The 20818-nt window shown below is 33.9% G+C and carries 12 protein-coding genes; 1 reads left to right on the plus strand and 11 read right to left on the minus strand.

The window, feature by feature from the left end:
• Positions 1-36: 36 nt before the first annotated feature.
• The 7 genes from QMA06_RS00625 to QMA06_RS00655 form a co-directional block, all read right to left on the minus strand.
• Complete coding sequence (locus tag QMA06_RS00625; RefSeq protein ID WP_290204949.1) at positions 37-1374, minus strand: DUF2254 domain-containing protein; 1338 nt, start codon at positions 1372-1374, stop codon at positions 37-39.
• Between the two features lie 9 nt (positions 1375-1383).
• Entirely contained in the window at positions 1384-5088 is a 3705-nt protein-coding gene (locus tag QMA06_RS00630) for a metallophosphoesterase (protein WP_290204950.1), read from the minus strand.
• 36 nt (positions 5089-5124) lie between these two features.
• The gene (locus QMA06_RS00635) at positions 5125-6069 is read right to left on the minus strand and encodes an L-histidine N(alpha)-methyltransferase (RefSeq protein ID WP_290204951.1); all 945 of its coding nucleotides are present in this window, start codon (positions 6067-6069) and stop codon (positions 5125-5127) included.
• Between the two features lie 82 nt (positions 6070-6151).
• Positions 6152-7321, minus strand: coding sequence for an ergothioneine biosynthesis protein EgtB (egtB, locus tag QMA06_RS00640; protein WP_290204952.1), 1170 nt, complete (start codon positions 7319-7321; stop codon positions 6152-6154).
• A 1-nt stretch (position 7322) separates the two neighbouring features.
• The gene (locus QMA06_RS00645) at positions 7323-8543 is read right to left on the minus strand and encodes a bifunctional alpha/beta hydrolase/OsmC family protein (protein ID WP_290204953.1); all 1221 of its coding nucleotides are present in this window, start codon (positions 8541-8543) and stop codon (positions 7323-7325) included.
• 72 nt (positions 8544-8615) lie between these two features.
• Positions 8616-9341, minus strand: a complete 726-nt coding sequence (locus tag QMA06_RS00650; RefSeq protein WP_290204954.1) for a flavodoxin family protein — start codon at positions 9339-9341, stop codon at positions 8616-8618.
• A gap of 67 nt (positions 9342-9408) precedes the next feature.
• Positions 9409-10971: a protein adenylyltransferase SelO gene (locus QMA06_RS00655; protein ID WP_290204955.1), complete on the minus strand. Its 1563-nt coding sequence runs from the start codon at positions 10969-10971 to the stop codon at positions 9409-9411.
• A gap of 168 nt (positions 10972-11139) precedes the next feature.
• Here QMA06_RS00655 and QMA06_RS00660 point away from each other — a divergent pair, with 168 nt between their 5' ends.
• A complete protein-coding gene (locus tag QMA06_RS00660) occupies positions 11140-12417 on the plus strand; it encodes a Pycsar system effector family protein (RefSeq protein ID WP_290204956.1) in 1278 nt (425 codons plus the stop codon).
• Here the strand turns inward: QMA06_RS00660 and QMA06_RS00665 are convergent.
• From QMA06_RS00665 to QMA06_RS00680, 4 genes are all read right to left on the minus strand, one after another.
• Positions 12394-14772 (minus strand): GAF domain-containing protein, encoded by a 2379-nt coding sequence (locus QMA06_RS00665; protein WP_290204957.1) that lies wholly within the window; start codon positions 14770-14772, stop codon positions 12394-12396. The two genes, QMA06_RS00660 and QMA06_RS00665, sit on opposite strands and share 24 nt — an antisense overlap.
• Positions 14773-14890: 118 nt before the next feature.
• Entirely contained in the window at positions 14891-17011 is a 2121-nt protein-coding gene (locus tag QMA06_RS00670; protein ID WP_290204958.1) for a glycoside hydrolase family 97 protein, read from the minus strand.
• A 41-nt stretch (positions 17012-17052) separates the two neighbouring features.
• The gene (locus QMA06_RS00675; RefSeq protein ID WP_290204959.1) at positions 17053-18729 is read right to left on the minus strand and encodes an alpha-amylase family glycosyl hydrolase; all 1677 of its coding nucleotides are present in this window, start codon (positions 18727-18729) and stop codon (positions 17053-17055) included.
• Between the two features lie 199 nt (positions 18730-18928).
• On the minus strand, positions 18929-20815 hold the full coding sequence (locus QMA06_RS00680) for an alpha-amylase family glycosyl hydrolase (RefSeq protein WP_290204960.1): 1887 nt from the start codon (positions 20813-20815) through the stop codon (positions 18929-18931).
• Positions 20816-20818: the final 3 nt, after the last annotated feature.

Raw genomic sequence — 20818 nt, forward strand, 5'->3', positions numbered from 1 at the left:
TTTAATGTTTTATCCATAAAGCTGTATCGTGAGACTTTAAACTTCAAATGTATATTCTGAAGGGTTTACATTTTCGAGTTTGGTGATATAAGAATTAATGAGTTCAATATCTCTTTCATTATTATGCGTATCTAAAGCATCCTTTTTTAGATTAACGACCTCTTTAATAATCGTCTCTTTATAATTTTCGTTCAGCACATTATTTTGCTGTAGTAAATATTGAAACATAATAAAGAGTTTTTGAACTACAATAATATCATGTCTACAATAAGTTCTTAATGCTGCCATTACGTTATACAATAACTCTTCAAAACTTACGGTGTTGATATGTATAATTGCTTCGTCATTTTCATTAAAATAAAAACTGTGATCTTTCTTAGTCATTCGTAAGGCAAAAAGCTCAGTAATATAATCAATGGCATTAATGCAAGTGCCGGGATCATTAATACCTGGAGACATGGCTTTTAAAGCTATTTCGGTAATTTGCTTAAAGGCGAGCACATAATTGTCTTCAATTAGCTCGTTATTGGAAAATACGATGGTGTCTAAAAGTTTAGATTCTAAATCTTCATCCTCATCCATACCTTTATTTGCTTCACCCTTGTATTTTATAACCGCGATACCTTTTAAAATATAAGCTCCTTTTATGGGCACAATTTCAATTTTTAAATTATGTTCTTGTGCTAAGTTGGCTAATGGCCTCAAATTAACATCTTGCATGTATCCCGTGGTATTAGCCGTTATACATTTCCAGTTGGAAGAGTCTTCAAATTCGGTATCAATATATTTTTCAGCTTCAACTAACTTTTCTAAACGGTATTTTGATTTTTTAAAAATCTTGTCCATAATAGTATTCACTTGAATTTCTTGTGAAATAGAATGGATAAAATAGATGAAGGCACCTAAACTTAAGGTCATAAAGATAATGGCTAATAAAACAGAAAAGCCTGGCATTTGATATTTATCTCCATGAGGTGTAATAGAAACCAATGTAAAAATGCAGTATAATAAAGTAGCATTGTAAATACCCAGAATTATTTGATGTCTTCTATTAGAAATTAAACCTGGTAATACTCTTGGCGAAAAATTACTTGACGCTTGATTTAGTAAAATCATAACCAAAGAAAAACTAAAAACCATAATAGAAATAAGACCAGCAATAAAAGTGGTCAGCAGACTTCTAGCGGTTTCTGTATTGTTGACTACCAAAATCGGAGCATGTTCAATTAAGTATTTAGAAATACCTATGCTCTCTAAAAAAATCATAAAAAAAGCAAATAACAACCCTACAAGACTTATAATCGCCGGATAGAATGCAATTTTGCTTTCTAAATTCTCAAGTGATTTAAATATTTTATACAAATAGCTTTTCATAGAGAAATATTAAAAATTGAGTCCAAAACCAAATGAGAATCTTAAGCCTTCTACACTGTTAAACAGGTTAAATGTACCTGAAAGACTTTCGGCTGCCGTAACCCAAAAACCACCACCATAATCATTATGCCATTTATCTGAATAATCTCCTTTAAACCATACTCTACCGATATCAAAACCTCCAAAGACACCCACTTGTAATGGTAGTATACCGGTTTTAAAAGTATTAAAACTATACCTTAAATCTGAACTTCCTACTAACGCGTTTCTTCCCGTAAATCGTTCATTTCTGAACCCTCTCAACCCATTTCTCTCTCCAATATGGGACGCTTGATAAAATATTAAATCATCACCAATTCTAAATTGGGTTCTTAAATCGGTCTTTAATACCAATTTTCTATTTTTAGAAATGGCGTTATAGAATCCTAAATTAGAATTTATATAACCATAAGTATTCTTAGTATCTTCAAACTCTGTTTTTACACCAAGGTTTAATAGAAACGTCATACCTCTTGTTGGAGCCAATTTTTTATCGTAACTCTCATAAGTATATTCTGCTTCTAATGCTCCGAACATACGACGTTTATAAAAACCATCGCTATCATTCGCAAAATTTGCTATAAACCTATCGTTGGTTTCACCAATCTGTATGGCTTCAAAAATAGTTCTAAATCCATAATCACTACCAAAGTTTCCTTTTTTCAAAATTCCAACTTTAGCCATATATATACTCGTTTTTACGCGATTATAATCTAGGTCTCGTTCATCATCCAAATTATCGGTTTCATTACCGTAACCAAAAAAGTTGTTGCTAAAATTTTCTGATGTAAAACGTCCTCCGACATGTAAATTCCAATCGTCTTTAATATTGGCAAATTCGGCATCGTAGTTAATAGAAAATCCATTGGTTGCAAAAAAGTACCCCCCTTTAAAGCGATGCTGCTGAGAAAATGGGTTTCTTTGAAATCCTTTTTTCGTCTTGCTGAAGGATATACCTAATGATACCCCATCATCTGGATTAAAACCTACTGCTGGAGTAATAACACCAGCACTTGTGATGCTTTTTTGAAAATCAAAAAGATTTAATTTATATACGTCTGTTAATCGCAACGTACCACCCTTTTTTTCTTGAATGGTATTCGGTTTACTTTGATGATCATAAATTTTAACTTGCCTTCCATTTTTTATAATGTAAGTGTCATTTTCTTGGCCACCGATTAATCTTGTGAATATTAAATTCTTCGCTTTTCCTTTTACTTCAAAAATATCTTTGTCATCTAATCCATAAATCCAAATTTCCTTAGTTATGCTCTTGTCAAAGGTTTTATCGACAATAATATCTGCTTTTTCACCTCCTTTAATTCTTGATATTTTAACATGGGTTTTATTATTATCGGTTCTTGTTACCTCGATATAATCATCTTTATCCGTACCTGTAAGAATCACCAACCCATTTAAATGCTGGTAATAGCGTGTAGCAATATCTACCAAATTCGCTCGTCTGCCTTTTAGTTTCTCTTTTATATCGTTTAATGTCTCATCTTGAGCCGTTTCTGGCACTTTAGAAAATGCTTCTTCAATTACCTCGTCAGTGATATTATTTTGAAGAAATTTAGCATGTTTTAACCATTGTTCTTTTGTAGATTGCTGTATTAAAACCCGATCTAATTTTATACCAGCTGAATTCATCCATTTAATATCATCTAAGGTTTCGTCGTATACCTGAAGTTGTTTTGAAGAACCAGCAATAACTTTCATGACATCTAATAAACCACCATCGAAGTTAGAAAACACCTGATCTCTGTCTCTTGGAATTGGTTTAAAGAGTTTATCTCCATTATCTTGATCAAATTGTGCCCAACGCCATTGATCTTGATGACGATCCCAATCGCCTATCAACATATCAAACAAACGCGCTCTTACATAAGCATTATCATCTATTTTATATTTTTCATCTTCACGTATTTTTTCAATAATATCGTGTGTGCTTTCTATATCATCGGCATAACCAAAATTGCGCTCATCCGTATAGTTATCTTCTGGTCGTTCTTCAATCATATAGAGCTCATCTCCATAATCTTTATTATATCGTCCTAAATATTTATGCTTTGGAATATAAAATATTCTTGGATTGGTATGATATATTTCAGCAGCATCGGACAAATCTGGAACTACCATAAATGCATAGGGATGTGCTGCGGTATAGAAATCTAAAATAAGACTCTCTACTGCTGTTCTTTCAAATTCATCTTGTATATAGGTATCCTTAAATAGAACTGTTTGTAAATACTGCGTAGCACTTTTTTTAAGTGCACGCATATTTAGCTCTCTTCCATCTTTAGTTTTTAATCTCAACGAGCGTGTTTGGTGTCCACCACCCGTTCTCACAATTTCTAAACCCCCATATAGCGTATCTAAAGTCGCCACTTTAGCCGTTATTTGTTTACCGTAAATTTTTCTATAATGGTCACCCCAAATCGATTTAAAAAAATCTGATTTATCTGTTTGTTCTTTGGTGTATATTGAAACTTCAATGTCTTGTGGGAAAGATTCTGGCAAATGAGACACATCATATTGCTCGGTGGGAGGAAAAACTTCTTTAACAAACAACTTCGTTGCAATGCCATTTTCTGCACCATACATGGTTACCCAACTACTACCGTCTTCAAAAATAGTGAGCTCTGCAAAACCTTGTTTACCATAGGTAAATAAACCTGTATTACTTAAATCTGCATACGACTCCTTGGCACCAGAACCTGAAACTATTTGCTTAATTTTTCCTTTTTCTAAATATTGAAGGGTGTGCTCATGCCCTGAAACAAAAACCACATTCTCTGTATCTAGAGTCATGGTTTCTAAACGATTCATTAGATTATTATAACGTTCGTTATAACGGTCTTGAATAGAAACACCTCCTTGTGTTCTAATTTGTGTAGCCAAAGAAGCCAAAACAGGTAACGGTAATTTTTTTTGCGTTGGAAATAAATGTTTTAAAGCGGCATACTGCCCTCCATGAATACCATTTGTATACATAGGGTGGTGCATAGCAAATACAATGGTTTTATTCTGGGCTTTTTTAAGTTCTCCTTCTAATTCTTCAAAAAAACGTTCTCTTGTTTTTATTTCACATTCGTCATTTATAGTTGGATGGTTATTCCAATTTTCTAAATACCATTGAGTATCTATTACTATAAGTTGAATGGTTTCGCTAACATCGATACTCTCTAATGGGCAGCCATTATCTGGTCGATACGCATCTTTACCAAGCGCTTCTTCTAAATAGCGCTCTTCACGTTTTAGACCTACAAGTCCATCGGAATACCAATCGTGATTCCCTGGAATAAACAAAATTTCACCATTAAATCCCTCGAGTGCTTTTACCTGTCCGTCTAATGCATTTACCGCACTTTCTCTTCCTTTTTCACCTTCGTCGGGTAAACCTGACGGATAAATATTATCTCCCAGAAAAAGGGCGAAATCGTTTGAAGTATTTCTATCTGCTGTATGATTTTTAAAAGCGGTTAAAGCCTTAGACATACCACCATAAGGGGATTTACCCGCGTCACCAATTAAATAAAATATTTTATCGACCTTTTTTTGAGGTAATACATTGTTTTTATCGACTTCATCTCTATATAACGCTTTTGATGTTGCACATCCTTGATAAAGCATTGCGAGTATTACAAGGGTCAGTATTCGGTATGTATTATTCATATATCTATTAAAACTGTGAAGTAAAGGTTTTATTTGTTACGCTTGTTTTTCCCACAAACTATCTGTAAAATAATGTTTACAGTCCATAAAATTAGAATTTACAACGAAGCCTGTTTCCTTTGCGAAGGTAAAGATTTCATCAACAGCATATTTTTTTGAAAGTTCAGTCCATATCAATTCGTTATGTTCAAAGTTAATACTTGTATTAAGTTTCTTCAAAGTAACCGTTTGTCTTCGTAAGCTAACCAAATAACTTTTTACATTACCTGTAGATGGATTGTAATAACTATAAAAATCGAAATCATCAATTTTAAAATCGGCCTCTAGTTCTCTATTAATACGAATTAACAAATTTAGATTGAAACGTTTGGTGATTCCATGGTCATCAGAATACGCTTTATGAATTACAAGCGGATTTTTCTTTAGGTCAATACCAATTAATAATTTATCACCTACTTTCATACTTCTATTAAATAGCTGCAATAATTCTCTGGCCTTATCTTCTAAATAATTTCCGATATTTCCACCTAAAAATAATAATAAACTAGGATAATCACTTTCACGATTGTTTTTTAATATTTCGAAATAATCCCCAACTTGAGGGTGTATTTTTAAAGAAGGTAATTTTTCTTTTAGGCGTTTTGTAAGTATATCGATAGCTTCTTGTGAAATGTCGATAGGGATATAATGAAAATCAACATTATTACTCACCAAGTACTCCAATAGCTTAAAGGTTTTGAAACCATCACCAGCACCCAACTCTATAATGTTAAAAGGACGAGAAAACTCTAGAGCTTCAATGATTTGTTTGGATTGCATCGACAGAATCTCAAACTCAGCGTTTGTTGGGTAATAGTCGGGCATATTCATAATTTCTTGAAATATGCGGCTTCCGTTATTATCATAAAAATACTTGGACTCCAAATATTTATTTTCGGCAGTTAAGCCTTTTAGCACATCTTGTGCAAAGGTGTTTTTCATTGTAATATAATTTCAATATTTTTTATTTCAGCGCTACTACTAGATGTAATCTTCATCGTATTATTATAACTTTCGAATACGATTATTTTGCTAATCTAATTCCAGAAAATAACCAACGCATATCTGTTTGAAAAAAGTTTCTGTAAGTTGGTCTACAATGATTTTTAGAGGTAGCGATAGATCCGCCTCGTAACACCATTTGATTAACCATAAATTTACCATTATACTCACCTAAAGCCCCTTCTACTTTAGTGTAATTTGGATACGGCAAGTAAGCGCTATTAGTCCATTCCCACAATTGCCCATGCTTAAATTGTTTTGACGCCACCTCCCATTCAAACTCGGTTGGCAAACGCATACCTTTCCATTGGGCATATGCAAAAGCTTCGTAAAACGACACATGATTTACTGGTAAATCACCGTCTATCTCAACAAATCCGTTAAGTGTATATTGATGCCATTTATCTGATATGTTATGCCAATACAAAGGAGAGTTTAAAGCATTTTCTTGAATAAAGGTCCAGCCATCTGCATGCCAAAGATTAAAATCCTCATAACCACCGGCTTCAATAAATTCTATATATTCTGAATTGGTTACCAATCGATTAGAAATTTCAAAATTATGAAGATAAACTTTATGTCTTCCTAATTCGTTATCGAAACAAAAGGCATTGTTATTATGACCAATTTCATAAATTCCGTCTTTGATCGGAATAAATTGTTGTGATTGGGTTTCCTTTTGCAATTGAACTGTAAAATCTAAAATAGGAAACGAAGGTTGCTGACCAAAAATATATTTAATATCATAAATTAATAATTCTTGGTGCTGTTGCTCGTGTTGCAAACCAATTTCGAGAACATTTAAAATTTCTTCAGAAAGACCTTCTGTAATAAATTCTGAAAGTTGCTGGTTCACATAGGTTCTATATTTAAGGACTTCACTCAAGGTTGGTCGTGTCATTGTGCCGCGTTCTGCTCTTAGCACGCGTTCACCAACATTGTTGTAATAACTATTGAAGTAATAAGCAAAATCATCATTAAACACCTCGTAATCCGACTTGTATTTTGTTAGAATAAATTGCTCAAAAAACCAAGTAGAATGCGCTAAATGCCATTTAGGTGGAGATACAAATTCTGCAGGCTGAATAGATACATCTTCTGGTTGTAACGACTTACAAATTAATTCTGTTTGATTCCTAATTTCTAAAAATCGTTCTTTAACTATCGACGTATTTTTTAATACTGTTTCCAAATTAATCAATTATTTGAGTTTCGAAAATCACTTCGCTTGCAATCGTTTTGTGTACTGGACAGCGTGAGGCAATTTCTTTTAATCGTTCTATTTGTTTAGCGTCTAAGTTACCCACAAATTTAAGTTTCTTATTTATGTGATCCATGTATTTTGGCTTATCTAATACAAGTTGTAAATCGTCACTATGTTTTCTTGAATGAGAAATATACACAAATACTTCTTTTAAATCCCATTGCTTTCGTTCTGCATACATTTTTAAGGTCATTACGGTACATGCCGCTAACCCCGCATTTAAGTACTCATAAGGAGATGGCCCAAAATCATCGCCCCCTATACTCGCAGGTTCATCAGCTATAAAGGTGTGGTTTTTAGTTTGAATTGAGGTTGTAAAATTATCCTCAGCCATATTTAAATGACCTACTAATTGTTCTCCCTCAGTATCTAACATTACATTTTCTGTTTTTGGAAAATATCGTTTCGCCCAACTACCTATCATCTCGCCAACATATTGACTGTCTATTTCATTAGATAATAAATGATCGGCATTATCTAAGGTGATAAAACTTTTAGGGTGATGTGCCTTTTTATATAACTGCTCTGCATTTTCTACCCCAACAGTTTTATCGAAAGGAGAATGCATTATCAACAAAGGTTTCCTTAAATCCTTCACTATTTCTGGCAAATCTGTTTTATCGAATTCCTTAACAAAATCGTGATTTATTATAAAAGGTCGTCCTCCTATATTTACCTCAACATCCCCTTTCTCTTCCGTCTCTTCCAATTGATGAGAAAATAACTGTTTTACATGTGCCACAGTAGCTGGTGCACCCACAGTGGCTACGGCTTTTACAGCATCGATCTTTGAAGCCGCTACTAGTACAGCTGCGCCACCCAATGAATGGCCTACCAATAAACTGGGAGCATCGTAATGCTCAGCCATAAACGCATGGACATCTAATAAATCTTCTACATTCGCAGAAAAATGACTATCTGCAAATTCGCCTTCACTTCTGCCTAAACCTGTAAAATCGAACCTAACCACTGCAAAACCTTGTTGTGTAAGGGCTCTACTTACATTTCTTACTGCTTTAAGACTACTACTGCAAGTAAAACAATGTGCAAAAATGGCATAATAGTTAGGTTTTTGGTTGGCAGGAATTTCTAAATGTGCGTTAAGCGTTAACCCTTTTCGATTTATAATTTTGAGTTTTTTACTTTTCATGCTTTGTTTTCTTGTAATATGTAAGGCATTAAATTACCTAATTAAACTTTTATTGCAATATAGCCCTGAGGTCTATCGGTATTCTGGATTCTCGAAAGACCAGTGTGTACCACTATCCCAAGCATCTCTAGAGTTTCCGTAATTACTATAGCCTTTATTTTCTTTTAATAATTTGGCTAAATGCAAAAGATTGTAGGTCATAAAAGTGGTGTTTCTATTAGTGAATTCAGAATCGAATCCTACTGGTGGATCAATAGATTTACCATCCCATTCGGTATCACCATAACTTGGCCCTGGTCCTACTTCTCCAATCCATCCACAATCCGCTTGTGGTGGAATAGAATAACCGATATGTTGTAAGGCATATAATATACCTTTTGCACAATGTTTTATACCGTCTTCATTTCCTGTAACCATACAACCACCAACTTTTCCATAATAAATATACTGCCCTTTTTCATTGGTTTTGCTACTCATGGCATACAGTCGCTCAATTAACTTTTGAGCCTCAGAAGATTTTTCGCCGAGCCATATTGGAGTTCCAACAATTAATACATCGGCTTCCATAACTTTTTTATAAATAGTAGGCCATTCATCTTTCTTCCATCCATGCTCCGTCATATCTGGATAGACACCTACAGCCACTTCAAAATCTATAAGCCGGATGGTATCAAAAGAAACATTCTCTTTTGTAAGAATATTTTGTGACACTTTCATTAATGTTTCGGTATGACTTTTATCTGGTGACTTTTTTAAAGTGCAATTAATGTATAATACTTTGAGTTTTGAAAAATCCATGGTTTATATATTTTAATTAGTTAATTATTGAGCTTACAGCTAAATTTGCAGTATACCTATATGAAAATTAAGAACTACAACTTAGCATAGAGCAACCCACTTTATGTCTTGCCCATTCTGGTCGTTTTGCGAACCACTTTTCGTGGTCTGGTTGTTCTTGGTATGGCTTCTTAAGAACTTGGAATAATTCATCTATTAAATCAAAATTCCCTTTATTAGTTTCATCAATGACTAATTGCGCCATATAATTCCTAAGAACATATTTGGGATTTACAGTATTCATGCTTTGCTCTCGATCGGAATCTGTTAATCGTTCTTCTTGTAATCTTTGGTCGTATGCTTTAAACCAAACTTTCCATTGGTTTAAAATAGTATCGTTTATTTCTTCAGGATGGTAAAATGCTTTTTGGATGGTTTCTAGACCGCTTTCAGGATTTCCTAATTTATATTTTCCTAATAATCTAAAGAATATCGTCATATCAGTTTCTAATAGCAATAGACAATCCTCCAAATCTGTCATGAGCTGAGGGTCGTTTTCTAATTTAAGGTTTAGTCCCAATTTAGAACGCATCATATCTAAAGATTTTTCTTCGAAATCCTTTTGATATTGATTCAAAATAGCTTCAAAAGGTTCGGGTTCTTCCACTAATGGGAACAGTGCATTAGCTAATTGCAGTAAATTCCATAAACCAATATTGGGCTGGTTACCATAACGATAACGTTTATTTTCACGATCGGTGGTATTTGGGGTCCAACCAAAATCGAATCCTTCTAACCAACCGTAAGGGCCATAATCTATAGTTAAACCAAGGATAGACATATTATCTGTGTTCATAACTCCGTGCACAAAACCAACGCGTTGCCAATGGATAATCATTTTTAGGGTGCGATGAGTCACCTCTTTAAAAAACTTTATATACGTTGCTTTGGAAGGTTCTCCCAATTCTGGGTAAAAATGTTTGATGGTATAATCTGTAAGATTTTTTAGGTTCTCAGTATCTTTTTTTGATGCAAACAATTCAAAATTACCAAACCGTATAAAGGTTGGAGCAACTCTGGCAACAACGGCACCTTTTTCATAATCAGGATTACCATTATAAAGTACGTCTCTAAGCACCTGGTCCCCCGTTAGCATTATGCTCAATGCTCGAGTGGTTGGCACACCTAAATGGTACATGGCTTCACTGCAGAGATACTCTCTAATTGATGAGCGTAGAACTGCTAAACCGTCTCCTTGTCTTGAGTATGGGGTTTCACCAGATCCTTTAAGTTGAATCGCCCAACGCTCCGTCTCGTGCTTTACTTCAAATAAATTAATCGCTCTACCATCTCCTAATTGACCTGCCCAATTACCAAACTGATGTCCTGCATAAGCCATCGCGTAAGGTTTGGTTTTTGGATAAATTTTAGAACCAGAAAATAGATCTAAGAACTCTTGAGACGTTATTGTACCTTTCTCCAAACCAATAGTCGTTGCCATTTCTTTTGAGGCATGAATTAATTTCGGATGAGACGGTACCTTAGGATTAACATAAGAATGCGTTGCTTTAGAGACTTGACGTCTGGTATTTTGCGCAATAGAATCTGATGGCAACTCTTTATTAAATGTATCACTAATATTTAACTGCATTTAATTAGGTTTAATATAAATGTTCTAAAATTATGTCAACGACTATATTAAAACAAATGAATAAGGTTTAGTATAAAAATACGATTTCATTGTAACTCATATGCCAAAATAAATGTTAAGTCTTACATCTTTTTTGTAATTTCACGTTTATAAATAATTAGTAAACCCATGTCAAAATCTTTAATAGAAGACACTCAAGAATTTGTTTTCAACCTCATTAAAAATGAACTTCCCAACACTTTTATTTATCATAATTACACACATACAGAACGTGTATTGAGAAGCATAAAAGAAATAATAGAAAATTCTGATGTTACCGAGAAAGAAGCAGAAATTCTTAAGTTGTCTGCTTTATTACATGATGTTGGCTATATAAAAGGCTGTGAAAATCATGAAGAAGAAAGTGTAAAAATTGCAACTACATTTCTCAAAGAAAAAAATGCAGACGAAGAGCTCATTAAAGCTGTAACCGATTGTATTATGGCTACCAAGTTTGATACTAAGCCTTCAGGAAAACTAGACAAAATAATACGCGATGCCGACTCCTCACATTTTGGGAAAGATTACTTTAGAGAAGCGAGTGAGTTTTTAAGAAAAGAACTTGAAGTACAAGGTCGGGTTGCTTTTACTCCTTCAGAATGGCGAAAGGAGAATATTGAAATGCTTACCAATGATCACGAATTTTATACAGAATATGCGTTAAAAAATTGGCAATCGCAGAAGGAAAAGAATCTCGCTAAATTATTAAAGAAAAAGAAAAAACGTAAAAAGAAACTAAATATTGAAAAGCTTAAAGCTAAATACAAAGCACAATATAAAGATGAAAGTGCGTCTCGTGGTGTACAAACGTTTTATAGAGTCGCGCTAAGAAACCACATAAAACTTAGTGATATTGCAGACACAAAAGCCAACATTTTGTTATCTGTAAACGCCATAATTATTTCGGTAGTTTTGGCTAATCTAATATCAAAATTAGATAATAATCCTTACCTAACTTGGCCGACCGTTATTTTCACTTTGTTCTGTGTTGTTTCTATGATTCTCTCAATAATTGCTACACGTCCTAACGTTACAAGTGGTCAGTTTACCAAAGAAGATGTGAAGAATCAAAAGGTAAATTTGAGTTTTTTCGGTAACTTTCATAAGATGGAATTGGAAGATTTTGAATGGGCTATTGGCGAAATGGTCAATGACAGAGATTATATTTATAAAGCACTTACTAAAGATTTATATTTTTTAGGTGTGGTGCTAGAACGTAAATATAGACTTCTTCGAATTACTTATACCGTTTTTATGATTGGTATAATAGTATCATTAATATCATTTGCAATAGCCATAAAAACTAATCCTGGATCTGATATAGATGATGTATTAACTACCTATAACCAAAAGACTCAAAAAGAACTCGATGGACAAAGTTATTTAGGCTTTAATGGTTTCCATTAAATCATTATAAGTATAAAACGTTTTATCATCTTTTTTATCCTTATAAAGAATACTAATCCGTAGCGCTTTCAACCCTGTTATAGCTTGTAAATCCTCAAGTTCTAAAAACTCTAAATCTTTATCTAAAACATTTTTAGATTGTAAGAATTGAATGTATTTTAAATATTCTTCTTCGTCTTGCTTTTGTGAGTAAACGATGGTTAGTTTTCCCTTTTTAGTTATGCGTTCTTTAGTGTCCTTTACAAATGCTTTATCGACGCGTTTTTTTACAACCTCATACCGTGCGTTGTAGGTGCCATCAACATCAAAACGTTTTTCATCCATTCTAAAACGGATGGACAACGGCTGATTAAACACTAAGACCATAGAAGCCACATCAAGAGCTATTGGATACTCAGCCTGTTTAGAATAATATTCATTCTCCATCTCACACATCACCTGAAGTTGCCATAATCTTAAATTATATAGGTAAACTAAATTGAAACTTTCTTGTTTCGTAATAGATTCCCCTATATACATATTATGTTCCACACCATCGGTTTTAAAACGCTCAAAGAAATGAGGATACATCTTTTGGGCTGCTACTTGTTTTTCATCTAATAACGACGACATATTATTATTAATTAGTTTTACAGTATCGTCATAATGTTTTCTGTAAAAATAAATAACATCCAATTCGGTATCTACTTTATTAAAGTAATCTTCAATAGATTCTTTTAACGCATTTTGAGTTTCATAAATCAATTGAAATACCGGTTTAACTTCATCTTTTAGAAAAACCGTTATAGCATGTTCACTATCGACTTTAAAATTCTCCTTTAAATCTAATCTGAATTCGGAAATCTCGTATTTTATTTGTTCAAAAATTGGAAGCTCTTTTTCTTTAATCGCAGAACTTAATATTTTTTCCGCATAACCCAATTGCAACAATAAATCTTTTTGTGTTGCTGCATTTCTCGCATCAGAAGACCCTTTAACATCCATCTGTCCGTATAACGGATAAACTTCGTCAAACGCTATCTTATTAAACGTTGGGGTTTCATTACTATTACGCTTTTCGTTAATATAATTCCTTGCTTCTTCAACAAATTTCCAATGTACACTTGCATGAATTGCTGTACATTCTTTTTGAATGATTGCTTCTATTAAATTTTCTTCTTCATTTTTAGAACGTTCTACCGCCGAAACAATAAAAGGCATTACATCTACTAATTTATTCGCATTTATACTGTTTAAAACTTTTGGTTTTTCAGATACTATTTCGAGTATCCCCATTAATCCTTCCTCATTAGCAATTGGTGCAATAATCGCACTTCCTAATCCTTGTTGATGTAAAACTTGAATGTGAGGAGCATTCCTCTCTGGGTGTTCGAATTCCCTTCTGATATCGGATATAGAGAAATACTTTTTTTCTTTAAGTAATCTATCATAAGACCATTCGCATAAAACATCAGAGCATTGCGAAGTTTCTAAATCATTCAACAAATAGCTTTTCATCCCTGCACCATAAACCCGTTGAAAAGTATCCTCGCTTTTATTATATATTGAAAACCCAACTTGAATATCTTTTAACCCGAGAAGTGATTGAAATATACTATGGAAGTTTTTCATAAAACTTTCATCTTTTCGTTTTTCCTCTCCGATTAAGCTCGACTTAATATTTGAAATCGATTGATCGTCCGTAATGTCAAATATATTAGAAATTACAAATCCTTTAAATAAATAACTATTTGGAGGAAATTTGGCTTTCCATAATTCTATATTTTCAAAATTATCTATTAATTCGTTGTAATCTTCTTCTGTAATTTTAGGGGCGTGTTCCTTTGGAATCACCTCAGTAAAATCAGCATTATATAACATTTTGTAATAACGAATTATACCATTGGCATCTGGTATTTCGTAAAAAAAAGGCCGCTTAAAATTAAGGCTATAACCGTAGCAGATGTTTAAAATTATGGCACAAGCAAAAATATACTTATCATCCGTAGGCATATTTTTTATTTGTAAATCATAATTGTCACCTGCAGTTTTTAAAACAGATTTAAACCGTTCAGACGAGTTAAACGTAAAATTATGAAATGGGATTGACGCCGTTTTTATTTCATTATTAGTCAACAACGGACTGAAAGTATCTTGAAGAATACCTTCAATTTCGCTTTCGTAAGTTTTAAGAAGTTCGAAATCACTAAAGCCATCTCTCAAAATCGGATTGTCTTCAGCAATTTTTAAAACACGACGCGCATTAGCTGAAATAAAATCATTATCAGCAGCAATTAAATCGTCATATTGATTTAAGAGTTTATTGAAACTTATTTTAATTTCAAAAGGTGATTCTATGTAGTCGTTTATATCCAAAGAAAAAGGTTTTATATGATGATGCGAAGATACGAATAATAAGATAGTCGCTCCTAGCAACATTATCTTACACATCACCTTGTTATACCATTAGTAGTTAGACTTTTGTCAACCCTAATTATTTCTTTTTCAAACTAATTGCAAACCCTCCACCTTCAGCTAACTCTATTTTTAAATTCGAACCTTTATCAATCTCTACTGTTTCAATAGTAATATCCAAAGGATTATCGTTCCAATGCGCATTTTCACCGTCTTTATAAATCTTAGCTTCATAAATTTCTCGGTCTTCTAAAAATTCGAAATTCACATCTAAAATTCTAGAATTTTCATCGGTGATGCCTCCAACAAACCAATCTCCTGTTTCACGTTCTTTTCTTGCTATAGTCACATAATCTCCAACTTCACCATTTAAAACTTTAGTGGTTTCCCAATCTACACCAACATCTTTAATAAATTGTAATGGCTCCGGATTGGCTTCGTAATGTTCCACCAAATCAGCGGCCATTTGCACAGGACTATAAATGACCACATATAATGCCAACTGCTGAGCAATCGTTGTATTCACTTGATTATCCGTTTTATATTCATCAAATTTAATATTGAAAATACCTGGCGTAAAATCTATTGGTCCAGATAACATCCTCGTAAATGCTACGATTGGTAAATGCTCTGGAGGATTACCACCATCGGTAGCCCACGCATTAAATTCTTGTCCTCTTAAGCCTTCACGAGAAATTGTATTTGGATATGTTCGTCTTAATCCTGTAGCTTTTATTGGCTCGTGAGCATTAATTGCCACTTCGTACTTAGCTGCTTTTTCTACCGTATTATTATAATGGTTCACCATATACTGCCCATGATGGTATTCTCCTTTTGGAAGAATCTTTCCTACGTAGCCTGTTTTCACCGTATGCATACCGTATTTCTGCATTAATGCAAAGGCTGTATCTTGTTGTTTAGTATACGTTTCTGTTGCTGCAGACGTTTCATGATGCATAATAATATCAACACCTTTTTCTTTTCCGTAACGGACTACTTCATCAATATCATAATCTGGATAGGTGGTTACAAAATCAAACACACCTTCACGGTCTTCAAAACCAATCCAATGTTCCCAACCGATATTCCAACCTTCCACCAAAACACCACCGATGTTGTTTTTAGCTGAAAAATCAATAAAATTCTTTACGTTTTCTGTGGTTGCTCCATGAGTACCGTTTGATTGTCCACCATCAGTCCACGTACTCATATCTTGTGTCATTCCGTAATCCCAAGAGGATTTCCCTAAGTGCATTTCCCACCAAATCCCTGTATATTTCATTGGTTTAAACCAAGATACATCTCCAAGTTTATTCGGTTCGTTTAAATTTACAATTAAGTTAGATTCTATTAAATCTGGTGCGTTATCTGTAATTTGAATCGTTCTCCAAGGTGTATGAAACGGCATGGTTCGTTTCACTTTGTAATCCGTGTTTTCTGAACCTACTAAATTACTTTTTAGGTTCAAATTTTCAGTATCAACTTTCAACGTCATTCCTGAATAATCGACTAAAGCTGCTTCATGAAAACTTAAATGTGTACCATCGCTTCCAACCATAGTCACTGGTGTATTTACCGCATTTTCTGGAATATAAGTTTGGGCTAAATTTTTATGGTTAGCTAATTTCAAAGCATCAATTTCAGATAACTTTGTAGTGTTGTACAAATGTTCGTAAATATCCCAATCACCAGGAATCCAGAAGGTTTTGCAATCTTCTGTGAGGTTGAATTCGGTGTGTTCTTCTGTAATAAAAATATCTCCTTTTAATTGGTCTTGTTCTGGGAATTCGTATCTAAACCCAATGCCGTCATCATAAGCTTTAAAAACAATATTTAACAAACGTTCTGGACTCGTTTTTTCCTGAAGTTCAATCTTTAACTCGTTATAATTATTAACCACATCTAATTGTTCTCCCCAAGGCATTTGCCAAGTTTCATTAAAGGTTGAAGTGCTCGTGTTTTTAATGATGAAATTTTCATGAAAAGCTCGTATATCTTTAAATTCGAAACCTAAATACGAAGTATCAACCACGGTTTTATTATTGAATTTCACTAAATAATATGGACGACCTTCACTATTAATATTAAAATCTACATGCACTTTTTCATTAGGTGATTCGATTTTTGTGGTTTGCTTTTTCTCTGAATTGCATGAGAAAAATGCTATTGCCATTACTAATACTGATAGATAGATTTTCATAAATTATATTTTAAGACCTGTTAGGTCAGTTCTTGATGTATTTATTTCTTCTCTAATAATACTACTTCAAATTCTGAAGTTATAATTACCGAATTGTTTTCAACCTTTGAAGTGATTCCTGAATAGGCATCGTATAAAACATCGCCATTTTCAAAAACCTTAGAGACATCAATGACTTTCTCTCCTTTTTCCAATTCTAAACCAACAACCACCAAATCTTTGAAATTTTCTTTTTGATAACTTCTATAGAAATAGTACGGTTGCTCAGTAATCATTTGGTGCACACCCGCACCAATGGCCGGATGCTTAGCTCTAAAGCTACCTAGTTTTTGCCAATGCGTTAAAACCTGCTTTATGTGATCTCTTTTAGCAATGGAGTCCCAATTCATGAATGAGCGTAGCTTGGCATCGCCATTTACGTTTGGAATGGCTAACGAACGTGACGATTCATCACCATAATACACTTGAGATGTTCCTGGTGATAACAATAATTTATTAGCAGTTTCAAATGGTTTTTTTCTTTGAGCGTCAAAAGGTTGACCATCATCATGCGAACTTAGATAATTCACGGTTCCGAATCCTTTCAATTCATCATGTAGAATAGCATCGTAATGCGTAAATAAGTCTTCATAACTTTTGTCTTTTGAATTGTATTTGAACTCAAAATTGATCAAACTTTGGAAACTTGGCGGATCAAAATAATTAACCTTTCTGTCTCCGAAATCAAACTCCTGACCTGTACTTACTCCATAATTGTAAACTTCACCAAGCAGATAGAAATTGTTATCATCTAAAACTAGTTCAGGATTATTCTTTTTGAATTCTGCAAAAGCATAATCACACTCAACTTTAAACTCTACCCAAACATTTTCTTCTGTATGTTTTACAGTATCCACGCGATAACCATCAACACCAAATTCTGTGATGTAATCCGTAAGCCATTTCATAATGTAAAAACGAGGTGCTCTAGGATGACCTGTACGTTTGAAAAATTCGTCGAGCTCTTTAACTTCTGTTTCGTAACGTCCTTCTGCTTTCCATTTTTCTACCAATTGTGGAGGTAAGTCAACATCGTCATTACTTTCTGTTCTAATGTCTGGAAGATTAGCCACTAAGGTGCAACTTACGGTGTTTTCATAATTATCATAAGAACATTGTTTATCTGTTCTTACCCATTCTTCTGGCCAAACAGGATCTTTTTCTGTTACTGGTCCTGTATGGTTAATAACCGCATCCAACACAATTCTAATACCTTTGGCGTGGGCTTCTTTTACCAGCTCGTGTAAATCTTCTTTGGTTCCAAAATTTGGGTCAATGTTAGTCCAGTCTTTGGTCCAATAGCCATGAAAACCATAGCTTAAACCTGTACCTTCATCGGTTCCTCCATGAATTTGCTCTACAATTGGGGTCATCCAAATAGCATTAATTCCTAAATCTGTAAAATACCCTTCTTTTACTTTTTGGGTGATGCCTTTTATATCACCACCTTGAAACCCTCTTAATTTTCCAGGTTCTTTTGTTCGATTATAATTAACGTCATTTTCAGATTTGCCACTGTTGAATCTATCTGTTAGTAAAAAGTAGAGATTTGCACCTTCCCATATAAAAGGTGTTTCTATAGGCTGCGCTGTTTCTACAGCAGCAATTTTGTTTTCCGTGTCCTTATTTTTGCAGCTCAAAATGATTAGGATTAGGGTTAATAAAATTAGTTTTTTCATGATTGAATTTAGTTATAAAATCTACAAGGTTTTTGAAATCTTGCAGGTTATATAGGTTTAAAAAACCTGCTAGAAATTTATTTAATTTTCTTCTCGATACAAATTTGTTCATGCTTCACAAATTCACTCGAAGTGACAGTTATTAATTATTTTTAATATCTGTCCGGTTTTAGAAACCTGACAGGTCTGTTGCGATTAACTATTTTTCTTTAATTTTTAAAATAAACGACTCTAAGGGTTGGATATCAATTCTCACTTCAGCATTACCATTTTCAACTTTTAACGTCGAAGTGTACTTATTGTACAGCTGGTCTTTTACGGTGTATTCGCCATCTTCTAGTTTTAATTTTTCTACCAAATCTTCTGACAGTTGCAACTCAAATCCATAGGTATTATCGGCATTGAAATTTGCAATAATTATCAGTTTTTCATCGTCGCTCCAACGTGCAAAAGACAATACCTTATCATTATACCATTCTGTATGCTCTTGATTATACCTTTGTAAATCTTGATAATCACCCATTAAAGCAGAACTATTAATCGTGAAATTCAATAAACGTTTATAAAAATCACGAAGGTCTTTTTCTGCTTCCGTGGATTGACCACCGTCAAACTTTTTATCGTTTACCCAACGCACTTGACTTGGCACTGAACCATAATCGAAAATAGACGTCCGCGTTGGATCTCCAAATCCTAAATCTTCTGCTCCTGGTTCTCCGAATTCTTGTCCGAAATAAATCATGGTTGGTGCTGTTGATGATGTTGCCGAAACCACCATAGCAGGTTTTCCTTTTTCTGCGCTTCCTGCAAAATCTGGACTTGCAATACGCTGTTCATCATGGTTCTCTAAAAAGTGAAGCATGTGATGCTCAATATCACTTAAATCAGCTAAAATTGGTGGAATGTTGTCTGTACTTCCGTGACCTTGCATGACGTGTTTTAAGGTGTCATATAACTGTACTTTGTCATACAGATAGTCCATTTTTCCTCTTTTGATATAATCTCTATATAAACTTGGATTGTAAACCTCAGCTAATAAAAAGGCATCAGGATTTTCCATTTTCACATGCGAATTCATATAACTCCAAAATTCTACTGGCACCATTTCTGCCATATCATAGCGAAAACCATCGACTCCTTTTGCTGTCCAATACAAGGCAATATCTTTAAATTTTATCCAAGAACTTGGAACCGTTTTGTCTTTCCAAAACTCAAAATGTTTCTTATAATCTTCGTTCTCAAAACCGTTTGGCAATTCATCAAAATCTTTTCTGCCCTCTGGCGAAACCCCATAGTTTACCTTAACGGTTTCGTACCAATCATTCATATCGGGTTGCGATGCTCTTGAACCATTTCCTGTCCATTTTGCTGGAATTTCTTCAAACTTACTATCCGCCATTGGGTGCTGTTCTCCTCCTAAAGGCTGATAACCATGTTTCCATTCCGGAACTACAAAAGCCTCTCCTGGATTGTAATAGAAATTATTATTAACGTCGTAGGTTTTTGTTTTATCATCTTCTGCTCCAAAATCTGATGTGCCTTCAGGATTCGTTAAACTTTGATAATTTCGAGCCACGTGATTGGGCACTATATCGATAATCACTTTTAATCCGGCTTTATGTGAACGTTCAATTAAAGCTTCAAATTCTTCTAATCGATTCTCGACATTTACGGCTAAATCTGGATTTACGTTATAATAATCCTTAACCGCGTATGGTGAACCAGCACGACCTTTTACGATGTCTGGATCATCGTTTGAAATCCCAAATTCGGTATAATCTGTAATGACATCGTGATGTGGCACTCCTGTGTACCAAATATGCGTCACACCTAAATCCTTGATTTCATTCAGCGCTTTATTTGTAAAGTCATTGAACTTACCAACACCATTTTCTTCAAGTGTTCCCCAAGATTTGTTGGTGGTATTTGTGTTTCCGAACAAACGTGTAAACACCTGATAAACAACTTCCTTTTTCTTCATTTCTGATTTAATTTCTTTTGATTTAGGTAGTTCTTTAACTTCGTTTTTACAACTCACAAACACTGTAAAAACTAAAGCAATTAAGATAAGATTTTTTATGTGCATTGA

This window comes from Winogradskyella bathintestinalis, from assembly GCF_030407435.1.
GTDB lineage: Bacteria > Bacteroidota > Bacteroidia > Flavobacteriales > Flavobacteriaceae > Winogradskyella > Winogradskyella bathintestinalis.